This is a genomic window from Nocardia albiluteola, assembly GCF_018860155.1.
Lineage (GTDB): Bacteria > Actinomycetota > Actinomycetes > Mycobacteriales > Mycobacteriaceae > Nocardia > Nocardia albiluteola.
This window is the reverse complement of the sequence record NZ_JAHKNI010000006.1, coordinates 487,820-501,281: the sequence shown is the minus strand read 5'-3', so window position 1 is coordinate 501,281 and position 13,462 is coordinate 487,820. Positions and strand designations below refer to the sequence as shown.

General features: G+C 68.9%; 14 protein-coding genes. 8 read left to right on the top strand and 6 right to left on the bottom strand.

The annotated features are described in order from the left end of the window. Nucleotides 1–17 precede the first annotated feature (17 nt). Nucleotides 18–890: a polysaccharide deacetylase family protein gene (locus KO481_RS20675; protein WP_215918821.1), complete on the top strand. Its 873-nt coding sequence runs from the start codon at nucleotides 18–20 to the stop codon at nucleotides 888–890. Nucleotides 891–1,017: 127 nt separating this feature from the next. Beyond that, entirely contained in the window at nucleotides 1,018–1,689 is a 672-nt protein-coding gene (locus KO481_RS20670) for an endonuclease V (protein ID WP_215918819.1), read from the top strand. A gap of 49 nt (nucleotides 1,690–1,738) precedes the next feature. Here KO481_RS20670 and KO481_RS20665 read toward each other — a convergent pair whose 3' ends face one another. Together KO481_RS20665 and dxr are read right to left on the bottom strand one after the other, a co-directional pair. Beyond that, nucleotides 1,739–2,956 carry a M50 family metallopeptidase gene (locus tag KO481_RS20665; RefSeq protein ID WP_215918817.1) on the bottom strand — a complete coding sequence of 406 codons (1,218 nt, stop codon included), beginning with the start codon at nucleotides 2,954–2,956 and terminating at the stop codon, nucleotides 1,739–1,741. Nucleotides 2,957–2,973: 17 nt separating this feature from the next. Then, on the bottom strand, nucleotides 2,974–4,119 hold the full coding sequence (dxr, locus tag KO481_RS20660) for a 1-deoxy-D-xylulose-5-phosphate reductoisomerase (protein WP_215918815.1): 1,146 nt from the start codon (nucleotides 4,117–4,119) through the stop codon (nucleotides 2,974–2,976). A gap of 116 nt (nucleotides 4,120–4,235) precedes the next feature. On the opposite strand from dxr, the gene KO481_RS20655 reads away from it, so the two are divergent. Next, nucleotides 4,236–4,520: a DUF2631 domain-containing protein gene (locus tag KO481_RS20655; RefSeq protein ID WP_215918813.1), complete on the top strand. Its 285-nt coding sequence runs from the start codon at nucleotides 4,236–4,238 to the stop codon at nucleotides 4,518–4,520. Between the two features lie 118 nt (nucleotides 4,521–4,638). Here the strand turns inward: KO481_RS20655 and KO481_RS20650 are convergent, their stop codons facing one another. Next, entirely contained in the window at nucleotides 4,639–5,460 is an 822-nt protein-coding gene (locus tag KO481_RS20650) for a LysR family substrate-binding domain-containing protein (RefSeq protein ID WP_215918811.1), read from the bottom strand. A 22-nt stretch (nucleotides 5,461–5,482) separates the two neighbouring features. Then, a complete protein-coding gene (locus KO481_RS20645; protein WP_215918809.1) occupies nucleotides 5,483–6,559 on the bottom strand; it encodes a glycoside hydrolase family 18 protein in 1,077 nt (358 codons plus the stop codon). A 99-nt stretch (nucleotides 6,560–6,658) separates the two neighbouring features. On the opposite strand from KO481_RS20645, the gene KO481_RS20640 reads away from it, so the two are divergent. Together KO481_RS20640 and KO481_RS20635 are read left to right on the top strand one after the other, a co-directional pair. Beyond that, nucleotides 6,659–7,021, top strand: a complete 363-nt coding sequence (locus KO481_RS20640) for a tetratricopeptide repeat protein (protein WP_215918807.1) — start codon at nucleotides 6,659–6,661, stop codon at nucleotides 7,019–7,021. A gap of 62 nt (nucleotides 7,022–7,083) precedes the next feature. Further along, a complete protein-coding gene (locus KO481_RS20635; protein ID WP_215918806.1) occupies nucleotides 7,084–7,329 on the top strand; it encodes a hypothetical protein in 246 nt (81 codons plus the stop codon). Between the two features lie 55 nt (nucleotides 7,330–7,384). On the opposite strand, the gene KO481_RS20630 is transcribed toward KO481_RS20635, so the two are convergent. Further along, complete coding sequence (locus KO481_RS20630) at nucleotides 7,385–8,407, bottom strand: NAD(P)/FAD-dependent oxidoreductase (RefSeq protein ID WP_215918804.1); 1,023 nt, start codon at nucleotides 8,405–8,407, stop codon at nucleotides 7,385–7,387. 254 nt (nucleotides 8,408–8,661) lie between these two features. Here KO481_RS20630 and KO481_RS20625 point away from each other — a divergent pair, with 254 nt between their 5' ends. The 3 genes from KO481_RS20625 (at nucleotide 8,662) to efeB (ending at nucleotide 12,453) form a co-directional block, all read left to right on the top strand. Continuing rightward, complete coding sequence (locus KO481_RS20625) at nucleotides 8,662–8,871, top strand: hypothetical protein (protein ID WP_215918803.1); 210 nt, start codon at nucleotides 8,662–8,664, stop codon at nucleotides 8,869–8,871. Between the two features lie 87 nt (nucleotides 8,872–8,958). Continuing rightward, complete coding sequence (gene efeU / locus KO481_RS44385; RefSeq protein WP_215918802.1) at nucleotides 8,959–11,166, top strand: iron uptake transporter permease EfeU; 2,208 nt, start codon at nucleotides 8,959–8,961, stop codon at nucleotides 11,164–11,166. Nucleotides 11,167–11,223: 57 nt separating this feature from the next. Then, entirely contained in the window at nucleotides 11,224–12,453 is a 1,230-nt protein-coding gene (efeB, locus tag KO481_RS20615; RefSeq protein ID WP_215918801.1) for an iron uptake transporter deferrochelatase/peroxidase subunit, read from the top strand. On the opposite strand, the gene KO481_RS20610 is transcribed toward efeB, so the two are convergent. Further along, nucleotides 12,454–13,431: an ATP-binding protein gene (locus KO481_RS20610; RefSeq protein WP_215918800.1), complete on the bottom strand. Its 978-nt coding sequence runs from the start codon at nucleotides 13,429–13,431 to the stop codon at nucleotides 12,454–12,456. It lies immediately after the preceding gene. Nucleotides 13,432–13,462 lie beyond the last annotated feature (31 nt).

The following is a 13,462-nucleotide window of genomic DNA, read 5'->3' as shown; positions in this document are numbered from 1 at the left end:
GGTCCGAGCATAGCGACATGAGCACAGACACCACCCTTTTCGACTACAGCCCCATCACCGACCGCGCGCCGATCCACTGGCCCGGCGGCAAGCGCGTGGCCTTCTACGTAGGACTCAATATCGAACACTTCTACGTCGATCTGCCGGGCACCGCCATCTACGAGGGCACCACCGCCCTCACGCCGGACGCGCTCAACTACGGGTGGCGCGACTACGGGCCGCGAGTGGGCATCTGGCGGGTCATCGACACCCTGGACAAGTACGGTGTGCGCGCCAGCGCACTGCTGAACTCCGATGTGGGCGAGCGGTATCCGCAGATCATCGAGGCGGGCCGGGCCCGGAACTGGGCATGGCTGGCGCACGGGAGCAGCAACAGCCATCTGCACACCGGACTCTCGGTCGAGCAGGAGCGAATCGCGTTGCGCGACATCGTCACCACAATAGAGAAGACCACCGGCCAGCGTCCGCGCGGCTGGATGGGTCCGGGCCTGACCGAGACCTTCGAGACGCCGCGGTTGCTGAGCGAGCTCGGCGTGGACTACGTGCTGGACTGGACCAACGACGACCAGCCCTACCCGCTGACCGTGCCGGGGATGCTCAGCGTCCCGTATTCGGTGGAGCTCAACGATCTGGGCATCTTCGGCAGCAAGGGCCTGACCGGTCCGGACTTCGTGCGGATGATGAAGGATCAGGTGGACCAGCTGTACGAGGAGTCGGCCGAGAGCGGGCGCGTGCTGCCGCTGGCGCTGCACCCCTTCGTCATCGGGCAGGCGTTCCGGCGCCGCTACCTCGACGAGGCGCTGGACTATGTCACCAATCACCCCGGAGTCTGGGTGACCACCAGCGACGAGATCGCCGAACACTACCGGCGCACGGTGTTGCCCGCCTGAGCGGATGGGCGCTTAGGTTGTGCCGCAATCGATCACGAGCGATCACGCAGCTATCCAGGCAACCGTCTCGCGGCGCCGCCACGACACCGTCATGCCCCACGAGGACCCCGCCCGATAGATTGGGGGCATGCGTCTGGCAATGACGGCCGAGCTCCCCACCGATCCGGAAGCGGCGCTCGCCCTGCAGGATCGGCTGCGCGGCCGGGTGGATCCGACGAACCCGAGGCCGCCGGAATTCCGGACCGTGGCCGGGCTCGACTCCGCGTACGACGACGAGGGCAATGTCGTTGCCGCAGTGGTGGTTCTGGACGCCCACACCCTGGAGCCGATCGACACCGCGACCGCGCGCGGCACCGCCGTGTTCCCCTACATTCCCGGACTACTCGCCTTCCGCGAGCTCCCCACGACCATCGCCGCGCTCGAAAATCTCGGCACCACACCGGATCTGCTGATCTGCGACGGACAGGGCCTGGCGCACCCGCGCCGGTTCGGACTCGCCTGCCATCTCGGGCTGCTGACCGGCCTGCCGACGATGGGCGTGGCGAAAACGGTGTGGGGCAACCACTCCGAGCCGGGCAACGAGCGCGGGGACACGAGCGACATCCTGCTCGACGGCGAGATCGTGGGGCGGGCCGTGCGCACCCAGCGGGGCGTCAAACCGGTCTTCGTCTCGGTCGGCCACCACATCGATCTGGACACCGCCTGCGCCACGACCCTGGCCCTGAGCCCGAGGTTCCGCCAGCCCGAAACCACCCGCCGGGCCGACCACCTGTGCCGGACCCTGCTGCGGTCCGGCTGAGTTCACCCACCCCGCCGGCTACGCAAGCTCCGCCGACTCACCGTCCCCGCTAGTTGAACAGCTTGATCGGGTTGATGATGTCCGCAGCGAGCACCAGCACCATGTACGCACCGCCGATCACGACAACCACATACGTCGCGGGCAGCAGCTTCATGTAGTCGACCGGGCCGCTCTCGTCCAGCCCGCGTCGCCCGCGCAGCACGTTGCGGATCTTCTCGTAGAGGACCACCGCGATGTGCCCGCCGTCCAGCGGCAGCAGCGGCAGCAGGTTGAAGGCGCCCAGGAAGAAGTTCAGGCTCGCCAGCACCAGGATGAAGACGTTCCAGAGCCCGTGCTCGGCGGTCTCGCCACCGATCTTGCTCGCCCCGTACACGCTGACCGGGGTGTTCGGGTCGCGCACGCCGCCGGTGACCGCATGCCACAGGTTCACCACCTTGGTGGGCATCTGGGCCAGCGATTCGAAGGTCCGCTCGAACATCTGCCCGGTGAACACGATCGAACCGGGGATGGCCGTGAGCACGTTGTAGTGCGTCGTGTCGTAGTAGTCCTGGCTGACGCCGACCTTGTTCGCGATCACCGGCTCGATCGCGGCCTTGTTCGTCTTCGGGTCGATCGGATAGGTCTTCACCTGCTGCGGGGTGACCGTGATGTGCAGGGTCTGCCCGCCCCGCTCGACCGTGTAGTCGATCGGGCCGCTCTGGCTCTTGGTGTGCTCGGCGATCTCGCTGATGTTCTGCACCGGCACGCCGTTGACGGCCACGATCTTGTCGCCGCGACGCATGCCCGCCTGCTGCGCCGGACCCTCGCCCGGGCAGCTCGGATGGCTGCCGTCGGCGTTGTCCGAGCACACATTCGAGACCGCGATCTGGTTGTCCGGCGGCGAATCCAGCCGGGGCAGCCCCCACCCGACGGCCAGGATCACGATCAGCAGGAAGCCCAGCACGAAGTTCATCGCGATGCCGCCGAACATCACCACCAGGCGCTTCCAGGTGGCCTGCCGGTACATCGCGCGATCCAGGTCCTCCGGATCGATCTCGTCCAGCGCGGTCATTCCCGCGATATCGCAGAAGCCGCCCAGTGGCAGCGCCTTGAGGCCGTATTCGGTCTCGCCGCGACGGAACGAGAACACCTTCGGCCCGAATCCGATGAAGTACCGCCGCACCTTCATGCCGGTGGCCTGCGCGGTCCACATATGCCCGCACTCGTGTAATGCCACCGACGCGGTGATACCGAGGGCGAACAGCACGAATCCGATCGCGAACCCCATACGGTGCCGAGCCCTTCCTACAGTTGGTTGCCTACGAGCGTGCGCGCACGCTCCCGCGCCCACGCATCCGCGGCGAGCACATCGTCCAAGGTACTGGGTTCGGCGCGCCACTGATCGGCCGCGTCAACCGCGGCCGCCACCGTGCGCACGATACCGGGGAAGCTGATCTGCCCGTCGAGGAATGCCTGCACCGCGATCTCGTTCGCAGCGTTGTAGACCGCCGTCACACTTCCCCCGGCCTGCCCCGCCCGGCGGGCCAGTTCCACGGCCGGGAACACCGCGCTGTCCACCGGCTCGAACTCCCAGCTGAAGGATTGCGTGAAGTCCAGCGGCGCCAGGACGCCGGGCACCCGATCGGGCCAGCCCAGCGCCAGCGCGATCGGCAGCTTCATATCGGGCGGGCTGGCCTGGGCGATGGTGGAGCCGTCGGCGAAGGTGACCATCGAGTGCACGATGGACTGCGGGTGCACGGTCACGTCGATGCGGTCGTAGGGAATGCCGAACAGCATGTGCGCCTCGATCAGCTCGAGGCCCTTGTTGATGAGGGTGGCCGAGTTCAGCGTGTTCATCAGGCCCATCGACCACGTCGGGTGGGCCTTGGCCTCGTCCGGATTCACCGATTCGAGCATCTCGGCCGTCCAGCCGCGGAACGGGCCGCCCGAGGCGGTGAGCACGAAGCGGTCCACCTCGGATGCGCGCCCGCCGCGCAGGCACTGGGCCATCGCGGAATGCTCGGAATCGACCGGCACGATCTGACCGGGCTTGGCCGCCCGCGTCACCAGGGAGCCGCCGGCGACGAGCGATTCCTTGTTGGCCAGGGCCAGGCGGGCGCCCGATTCAAGGGTGGCCAGGGTGGGCTCGAGCCCGAGCGAGCCGACCAGGGCGTTGAGCACCACGTCCGCATCGGCGCGGCGCACGAGTTCGGTCACCGCGCCCGGACCGGCAAGAGACACACCGAGTTTTGCGGCGGCGGCCGGATCCGCGACGGCCACCTCGGTGGCGCCCGTCGCCCGGATCTGCTGCGCCAGTAGGTCGGTGTTGCCGCCGCGCGCGGCCAGTCCGGCGACCTGGAACCGATCGGGATTCTCCGCGATCACCTCCAGGGCTTGGGTGCCAATGGAACCGGTGCTGCCGAGGACCAGGACTCTCACGATGTCGGACACAGTTCCAGTATCCAACGGCCGATCCGGCAACACCCCCTCACCCCGCTGGCTACGACGGACGGTCGTATGCCACCATGGTGACCAACAGTCCTAGCCCGTAACCGATGGGAGCGAACGTGGCCACCACGGAAATGGAACCCGCCAAGAGCACTGCGGTCGTCACCAAGGTCGACCCTGCCGAGGTTCCGTCCGCCGCCTGGGGTTGGAGCGGTGAGTCCCGGCGCACCTTCAAGGTCGCCGGTTGGGTCGTCGTGGCCATCCTGCTGTGCTACCTGTTCGAGAACCAGCAGGGCAGCTCGTCGGGTTCGGGCAACATCGGGTACATCTTCTGCGTCCTGTCCGCGATCAGCCTGGCCGCGATCCTGATCCGGGATTCGATCATGAAGAACAAGCCCCGCTAGTCTCGGCAACACCGGCCGCCCGGGCGACGTGAGTCGCCCGGGCGGTTTGCTGTGCGGGGAGGCTCGCGAATCGCGCGAGCTGCGCGGCGTCACGAGCGCGCTGGGGCCACCGGTCGGGCTACCGCCGCCCGCGTCGCTGCCCCTTGCCGCCGGTCGACTTCCCACCCGCGGAGGAGCGCCCGGACTTCCCGGATGCCGGCTTTCCTGCTCCGGACCGTCCCGACTTACCACTTGCCGCACGTCCGGCGACGGAATTGCCCGCCCCCCTTGCGCTTGCGGACTTGGCGGTCCCGGTTCCGGCGCCCGATTTCTTCCCGGCCTGCGCCCGGCCACCACCGGACCTGCCGCCTCCACGGGCTGCGGAATCACCCCCGTCGGACCGCTTGCCTCGCGTGCTCTGCGCGGTGCGCCCGCGCACGACGCCGATGAAGTGCTCGACGGCGTCGCGCTCCAGATCCGTCGGCCAGGCCAGCGCGATCTGCGTCTCCGGCACGCCGATGACCGTGCGAAAGACCAGATCCTTGCGATGATGCAGCCGAGCCAGCGAATGCGGCATGACCGCCGCCCCGCCGACCGCGGCGACGAGCTCGACGGTATCGGCCAGCGCGTCGATATCGGTGGCGTCCTGCATCCGCTCGTCGGCCAGCTCGGCGGTGCCGACCTGCTCGAACAGCGCGATCGGATGATCCTTCGGCACCACGACCACCGGCAGCTCCCGATACAGCGGGATCGCATGCAGGCCCTCACGGTCGATCGGCAACCGCACGAAACACATGTCGACCCGCCCGTCCCGCAGCGCACCCTCCTGCTCGGCCTGCGGCACCCCGATCAGTTCGAGCACGTCCTCGGGGTAGCGTTCGGCCCAGATCCGTGCCCATTTGGACACGGTCACACCCGGCACGTATCCGACCCGCAGCGCATCGGGAGCAATCCGGTTCATGCGACCAGCGTATTGGATGCGGTCATCGGGTCCCCGGCCCGCACCATTCGCGCCGATAATCGGCCCAGTTCTGTTGTGTTGCCGTGAAATCGACATACAGCGCGACCCCGAACGCGCGCCGGCCCGGCGCGGTGCGCCCCAGTCCCAGCCGGATTCCGTGCACGGCCGCGGCCACCGTCTCGGCGTTACCGTGGTGCCCGTAATCGTCCGCCCAGAACACCGGCACACCCATCAGCAGGTCCACCGCGGGCGGGGTGACCTCCAGGGCGAGGATGGTCTGCTCGGTGAGGTAGCCGCTGTACAGCGACGCCGTGGGCATCCAGGTGTCGTACGACATCACCGCCACCTGATCGACCCGTTGCGCTACCGCGGCGAAATACCCCTGGGCCCAGTACTTTCCGTCACCGGTCAGGGCCACGCCGAGGTGATGCAGGCCGGGCAGCGGATCGAGCTGCGGCGCCGACACCGACAGCACCGCATGACGCGCCGTGGTAACCGCGCGGGTGCGCTCCAGCAGCGTCAGATAGTCCGGGGATCCCGAGCGGACCGGCTCCAGATCGTAATGGACGCCGTCGAATCCGAGGTCCAGCACCTGTGCCGCGGATGCCACGATCCGGTCGCGAGTGGCCGGATCCTCCAGATGCAGCGCGTCGTGCGCGGGCGCCACCAGGTCGCCGAGCCAGGACTGCACCCGGACCCCGGGCAGCATTCGATGCACCGCGGCAACGAACCAGGCCGCGCGGGGCGAGAGCGCACTCGGCAGGCGGCCGTCGTCGGAGAGCGGGCCGGTATGCACATACAGATCCCGAATCCCGCTGCCGGACAGCTGTTTCGCGAGCGCACCCACATCGGCATCGGACTTGCGGCCATCCACCCACGCATGCCCCAGCCAATACGCATCGTGCCCGCTGCCGCGCACACCCGCCGCGGGCTCCCCGACCCCCTCGGCCCACAGCGCCCCCGTCCCGATCCCGCAAACAACCACCAGCAGACCGGAAACCAGCCCCAGCACCGTCACCGCGCGCCGCCATCGCGTCCATCCGCGCCATCGCCCCCGCACAGCCCGGGCGACCCGCTTCATCCGGCCGTCGTTCCGCATCCCGCGATGCTACCGACGGTGCGACCGAACCCTTGCGTGTGCCGGACCTGTCCACGACCGCATCCGCGCTGGGCGTCGACCGCGCTCGAGGATACGGATATGCCGATCACTTCCAGCGGATCAGGACCCCGATCGGAATCGCGTGGCACCATCGGCAACCGTCTGGGCCAAGCCAACACCCTCAATGATCTCGGCAGGTCACACCGCTTCGCGGGCAACCACGCCGCTGCCGAATCTTTGCATCGCGGTGCGCTGCAAATGTACCAGGAGATCGGTCATCATCTCGGCGAGACATTCACGCTGTACGAGCTCGGCCGGCTGCACGAGGAGACCGGCGACAATTCGACCGCCATGGAGATGTACGAGAGCGCACGAACGATCTCCCGCCGCAGCGATATCCGCCTCGGCGAGGCGGTCACCTGCTATACCGCATCGCCACAAGCCTTCTCGACCGCGCGCTGATCGCCTTCCGCGGCATCGACTGTCGTCCCGGCGAGGCATACACCCTCCTACGGCTCGCACGCATGGCACAGGTCGGCGGGGATCTGCCGGGGGCCGATGGCCTGTGCCGACAGGCCTTGGATGCGTATCCGCCGGTCGGCATCCGCCTGATCACCCCGCCCACCCCATCGACCGGCCGTCAGCGCGGCATGGCACGGCTGCACGGCTGGCCGGAGATGCTCTCGCTCGCTCCCGACGGCACGATCGTCATCCTTCCGACGCATGCCCATGCCACCAATGATCGGCCCGATCCTGTTGTTTCGCCATAGAATCCAGCTGCATCGCGACGCCGAACCCCCGGACCGAACCGCTTGCCGGGTTCGCTCACACCCCGTGTCGGCGGTCGCCGCCGACCAGCTCGCCGACCTCGGCCTCGTCTGCTGCGGAGAAGGCCTGGCCGTGTACGGCGAGCGCGGTGTCGATCTCCTCCTCGATCAGGGACATGTTGATCTGGGCGCCGGCCATGGCGCCCTCGGCCGCGGCGTTGCCGACCTGGGCCATGGGGTTGCTGACGTTGCCCGCGAGCCAGACTCCGGGAATCTCGCTGCGGCCCATGGGGTCGGCGGGGAGGTAATCGCCTGCGCCGCTGGGGTGTTCGACCGGGGTCAGACCCAGGCCGCGCAGGAAACCGGTGCGCGCGACGATCCTGCTGTGAACCGCCACGGCCGCGCGCGGGACGACGGTGCCGTCCGCGAGGCGCACGCCGGTGATGCGATCGCCGGAGATCTCCAGCGCGACCACGGCGCCCTCGACCACCCGGATCCCGCGTGCGGACAGCTGCGCGGCCTGTTGTGCGCCCGGCCTACCCGCCACGTGGGTGAAGTACACGACATCGTCGCTGAGCTGGCGGAACAGCTGTGCCTGATGCATGGACATCGGCCCGGTGCCCAGCACCCCGATCGCCTGGTCGCGGACCTCCCAGCCGTGGCAGTACGGACAGTGCACGACACCGCGGCCCCACTGTTCGCGTAGTCCGGGGATATCGGGCAGCTCGTCCACCACACCGGTCGTCACCAGCAGCCGCCGCGCCCGCATCGACCGGCCGTCCGCGAGGGTGACCGCGAATCCGGCGCCGTCGCGGGCGGCGTCCACGACCTCACCGCGCACGATCGTGCCGCCGTATCCCGCGACTTCCGCGCGGCCGCGCTCGAGCAGCTCCCCCGGCGGCGTTCCGTCGCGGGCCAGTAATCCGTGCACCCCGTCGGCGGGCGCGTTGCGCGGTGCGCCCGAGTCGATCACCGCCACCGACCGCCGCGAGCGGCTCAGCATGAGGGCTCCGTTCAGCCCGGCGGCGCCACCGCCCACCACGATCACGTCGTATGCGTCCCGCACTTGCTCGGTCACCATGACCACCTCCTTCTCGTCCTCCACGATCCGGATATCAGTCGATTTCAGCAAGCGATATTGCGGAAAAGGCAAGAAGGGTCATGCTCCGGGGCCGACTGGTGCCACGACACCACCGAACCGAGCGGCGAGGAGAGTCACCGCGCTGCGAGATGCGTTGCACGCCAGCGGGCGTCACATCCGCCTGACGGGCGGCGGCATCTCGCCGGGAAGCGCAGGAGTGAAACACTCTGCGCCCCACCGCGATATCAGCAAACGTGAGCACCATTGCACTTCCCCTAGCGCCGACCGACCGCCGGGCCGCGGTCCGGCGACTCGTCGCCATCTTCGGCTCGATGAACGATCTGATCGAGCTGCTCGATTCCGATCCCCGCGGCGCGGCGCTGGCCCGCGCCCACAACACCCGCGATCTGATCGCCGAGCTCGTGGTCGACCTGGCCGGCACCGCCGCCCGCACCCCGGCCTGAATCCGGCGGTTTCACCGAGCGGACAATCCGCGATCCGAGTCCACGGACAATTGGACGATCGACATAGGTATGCCTTACCTTGTCTATGTGAACTGGGCTGAGGCGGTACCGAACCTTCTGATCTGCCTGCGGGAAGGTCTCGAGGCGGGCCTCGTGGTAACCATCCTGCTGGCGGCCGTGCGCAAGGCGTCCACCGCCGCACGACCCGTCTCCACGGCGCCGATCTGGCTCGGCCTGCTCGGCGCGATCTCGGTGGCCGGCAGCTTCGCGGCCGTGCTGACGTATTCGACCAGTGTGCTGTCGAGCAGCGCACAACAGGCCGTCGGCGGCATCCTGAGCGTGCTGGCGGTGATCATGGTCACCGCGATGATCTTCTGGATGCGCCGCACCGCCGCCACCCTCTCCAAACAGCTGCGCGGCGAGGTGGTGCGCGCCGCCGCACTGGGCGCCGGCGCGCTGGCGCTGACCGCGTTCCTGGCCGTCGGGCGCGAGGGCCTCGAGACCACGCTGTTCGTCTGGACCGCCGTCAAGGCCTCGGGCGCCACCATCGCGCCGCTGATCGGCGCGGCGCTGGGCCTGGCCGTCGCCATCGCGCTGTGCTGGCTGCTCTACCGCCAGAGCGTGCGGTTCAACCTCGGGGTGTTCTTCAACCGGACCGCGGTGCTGCTGATCGTCATCGCCGCCGGTGTGCTCGCCTACGGGCTGGGCGATCTGCAGGACGCGGGCCTGCTGCCGGGTTCGGCGTGGATCGCCTTCGACCTGACCGCGCATGCGGATCCGAACTCGTGGTGGGTCTCGATCATCTCCGGCATCACCGAGCTCACGCCCAAGATGACTGTGCTGCAGGTCGTCTCGTGGGTGGTCTATCTTGCCGTCGTCATCCCCCTGTTCGTCCGCGCGGGCCGCCCGGCCGTCACCGCGCGGGTCGCCACAGCTGCGAACACCGGAACCGCCGCCGCCACAGCCGAATCGAGCAGTGCCGCGACAACCTCGGAAACACCCGGCGCGCCCGAAGCCGTGACCGCCGTATCCGCGCAGACCGAAAACGCCTCGAGCGCAGCGGCGAGCACCGACACCGCGACGACGGACACGGAAACAACCCCCGACTGGTGGGAGCGCATCGCCGGTCCCCGCCTGCCGCTGGTCGCCACCGCGCTGGTGGTGGTCCCCGTGGTGGCCGCCGGCGCCGCGATCGCGCTGCTCCCCTCCAGCGAGTCGGGTTCGGTTCAGGCCGTGTCGATCGCCGACAAGTCCTGCGCGCCGGAATGGAAGTCCGGACAGCCCGGCACCCAGACCTTCGCGGTGCAGAACAAGACCGGCAAGGCGGGCGAGATCACCCTGCTCGACGCGGGCGGCGCGGTCGTCGGCGAGATCGAGACCATCGGCCCGGCCACCACCGCCGACATGACCGCGACGCTGAGCAACGGCCGGTACACCATCGCCTGCCTGATGTCGGGTCAGCCGCGGACCACCTCGGCCGCCGTGCAGGTCAGCGGCGCGTCGGGCACCGCGCCCACGGCTGTCAAACCGGTCACCGCCGACGATCTCACCCCGGCGAACAACGCCTACCAGGCCGCCGCGGCGCAGGCGCTCACCCGCCTGACCGGCGCCCTGGGCGCGGTCCGCAACGATCTGCAATCCGGCAATATCCCGGCTGCACAGGCGGATTGGCTGGCTGCGCAGCAGGAGTGGGAGCGCGTCGGCGCCTCCTACAACAGCTTCGGCGACGCCGGAACCGCCGTGTCCGGGCTGCCCGACGGCCTGCCGGGCGGCGTCACCGACGCCGGCTTCACCGGACTGCACCGCCTCGAATACGGACTCTGGCATGGTCAAACCCCCGACCAGCTGCTGCCGGTGCTGGACAAGCTCGACGCCGATGTAGCGAACGTCCAGAAGAACCTGGGCAACGACGACCTGGCCGGCGATCCGACCAATCTACCGATCCGCGCTCACGAGATCCTCGAAGACGCATTGCGCGACCATGTTTCGGGCATCGACGACCAGGGCTCCGGCGCGGCCTACCCGCTGACCGACGCCGACATCGACATCACCCGCACGGTGCTGGACCAGCTCGGCCCGCTGATCGAGGAGCGCTCGCCCGGACTGCACGCCACGCTCACCGCGCGGCTGGACACCCTGCACGCCGCCCTGCTGGCCACCCAGGACAACGGCCGCTGGCGTCCGCCGGTACAGACCCCGCAGGCCCAGCGGCAGGCCGTGCTGGCCGCGCTCAGCGGCGCGCTCGAGCAGCTGGCCCTGGTGCCGCGACTGCTCGAGGTCCCCGTCCAGCACTGAAATCCCCTCCCCAGCACGTAAACCCGCCCACCCACGAGAGGTAAGAAGGACCACACGATGGATGTCAGTCGCCGCAGATTCTTTTCCGGCGCCGTCGCGGGTGCGGCCGGGACCGCGCTGACCGCCGGCGTGCTCGCCGAGGGCGCCCGGGTGGACGCGGCCACCACCGGGCAGTCCGCCGCGGCCGCGTCGTATCCGTTCCACGGCGTCCATCAGGCGGGCATCCTGACCCCGGGCCCGGCGCAGAAGCAGAACGCGGCCTGCTACGCCGCCTTCGACGTCACCGCCGCGAATCGCGGGGAACTGACCGAGCTGTTCAAGACCCTGACCGGTCGCGCCCGCTTCCTCACCGCGGGCGGCGCCGCCCCGGATCTCGGTGTGGGACAACCGCCCTCGGACAGTGCGGTGCTGGGCGCCGACATCCCCGCCGACGGGCTCACCGTCACCACCAGCCTCGGCGCGAGCCTGTTCGACGACCGGTTCGGTCTGGCGAAGGCCAAGCCGGCCAGGCTGGGCCCGATGCGGATCTTCCCCAACGACTCTCCCGACCCGGCGTGGATGCACGGCGATCTGCTGCTGCAGCTGTGCGCTAACCACCCCGACACCATCCATCACACGCTCCGCGACATCACCCGTCACACCCGGGGCGCGATGCAGCTGCGCTGGAAGATCGACGGCTACAACTCGCCGCCGCGGCCGTCCGGCACGGGCCGGAACCTGTTGGGCTTCAAGGACGGTACGGGCAACCCGACCGGCTCCGACGCCGAAGCACTGATCTGGACCGACAGCCCGGACGAACCGGCCTGGACGCGCGGGGGGACCTATCACGTGGTGCGCCTGATCCGGATGCTGGTGGAATTCTGGGACCGGGTCGGAATCACCGAGCAGGAGAACATGTTCGGCCGCCGCCGGGATTCGGGCGCGCCGCTGGACGGTAATCAGGAATTCGACACCCCGAACTACCACGCGGATCCCAAGGGCAGCGTGATCCCGCTGGATTCCCATATCCGCCTTGCTAATCCGCGCACCCCGGACACCGCGCGGCAACAGCTGGTCCGCCGCTCCTACAATTACGACCTGGGCCTGGATCCCAACGGCAACATGGCCGCCGGGCACATCTTCACCTGCTTCCAGCAGGATGTCGTGCGCCAGTTCGAGGCCATTCAGACGCGGTTGGTCAACGAGCCGCTGGTCGACTACGTGCAGCCTTTCGGCGGCGGCTATTTCTTCGCCCTGCCCGGGGTGCGCGACGCGAAGGACTGGTACGCCCGCGCGCTGCTGAACTGATTACGCCGGGGAACCGATGACCTCGGCCGTCGGCCGCAGGTGCGGTCCGAGGACGAAGTCCGGATCCACCTGGTCGACGGATTCCGCGCCGGCCCAGGCGTTCGCGTTGCGGAGATGGAACTCCACGGCGTGCCGCTGGTAGGCGGACCAGTCGCGAACCGTGCCGTCCAGGTGCGCGCGAATGGTCGCCAGCGCATTCAGATTCGCCGGCTCGAGGTCGCCGATCGGGCGGATGTGCCCGCGCTCGGCGGCGCGCACGTGCCCGGATCGGTCGATCCAGCACAGCAGGTTCTCCCCGACCTGCCCGCGCAGGAATTCCAAATCCTCCGCGTCACAGACCTTGTTGCCGACCACCGCGATGCGGATGCCGAAATCCTTGGCGTAGCCGGCATATTGGCGGTACACCCCGACGCTGCGCAGGGTGGGCTCACACACCAGTGCGGTCAGATCGAACCGGGTGAACAGGCCCGAGGCGAACGAATCCGCGCCCGCGGTCATGTCCATGACGACATACTCGTCGGCGCCGTCCACCATGTGGTTGAGCAGCAGTTCGGCCGCGCCGACCTTCGAGTGGTAGCAGGACACCCCCAGATCCTCGTCCGACTCGGCGAACGGGCCCGTCACCGCCACCCGCGCTCCGGCGATCTCGCGCACGCACGCGTCGTAGATCGGATTGGGTTCGACGACACCCACCAGCCGCGAGCCTGCGCCCGGGGGCGTGGTCTTGATCATCGCATCGGCCGACGAGATGCGCGGATTGTCACCGCGCAGATACTCCTTGATCAGCGGCAGGTGCGCGCCTAGCGTGGGCAGCGCCGCCGCGGTGTCCTCGTCGGCGCCCAGCGCGGCGGCCAGATGCTGATTGATATCGGCATCGATCGCGAGCGTCGGTAGCCCCTGATGGACGAGGTAGCGCACGAACAACGAGGACAGCGTGGTCTTACCGCTGCCGCCCTTGCCGACGAACGCGATCTTCACGAATAACCCCTCTCACTTTCCGGAAATGATT

Excerpts from the sequence above, each read along its gene's own strand:
- KO481_RS20675 (WP_215918821.1), top strand. The coding sequence starts at position 18 with ATGAGCACAGACACCACCCTTTTCGACTACAGCCCCATCACCGACCGC.
- KO481_RS20670 (WP_215918819.1), top strand. The coding sequence starts at position 1,018 with ATGCGTCTGGCAATGACGGCCGAGCTCCCCACCGATCCGGAAGCGGCG.
- KO481_RS20665 (WP_215918817.1), bottom strand. The coding sequence starts at position 2,956 with ATGGGGTTCGCGATCGGATTCGTGCTGTTCGCCCTCGGTATCACCGCG.
- KO481_RS20650 (WP_215918811.1), bottom strand. The coding sequence starts at position 5,460 with ATGAACCGGATTGCTCCCGATGCGCTGCGGGTCGGATACGTGCCGGGT.
- KO481_RS20645 (WP_215918809.1), bottom strand. The coding sequence starts at position 6,559 with ATGCGGAACGACGGCCGGATGAAGCGGGTCGCCCGGGCTGTGCGGGGG.
- KO481_RS20640 (WP_215918807.1), top strand. The coding sequence starts at position 6,659 with ATGCCGATCACTTCCAGCGGATCAGGACCCCGATCGGAATCGCGTGGC.
- KO481_RS20635 (WP_215918806.1), top strand. The coding sequence starts at position 7,084 with ATGGCACAGGTCGGCGGGGATCTGCCGGGGGCCGATGGCCTGTGCCGA.
- KO481_RS20630 (WP_215918804.1), bottom strand. The coding sequence starts at position 8,407 with ATGGTGACCGAGCAAGTGCGGGACGCATACGACGTGATCGTGGTGGGC.
- efeB (WP_215918801.1), top strand. The coding sequence starts at position 11,224 with ATGGATGTCAGTCGCCGCAGATTCTTTTCCGGCGCCGTCGCGGGTGCG.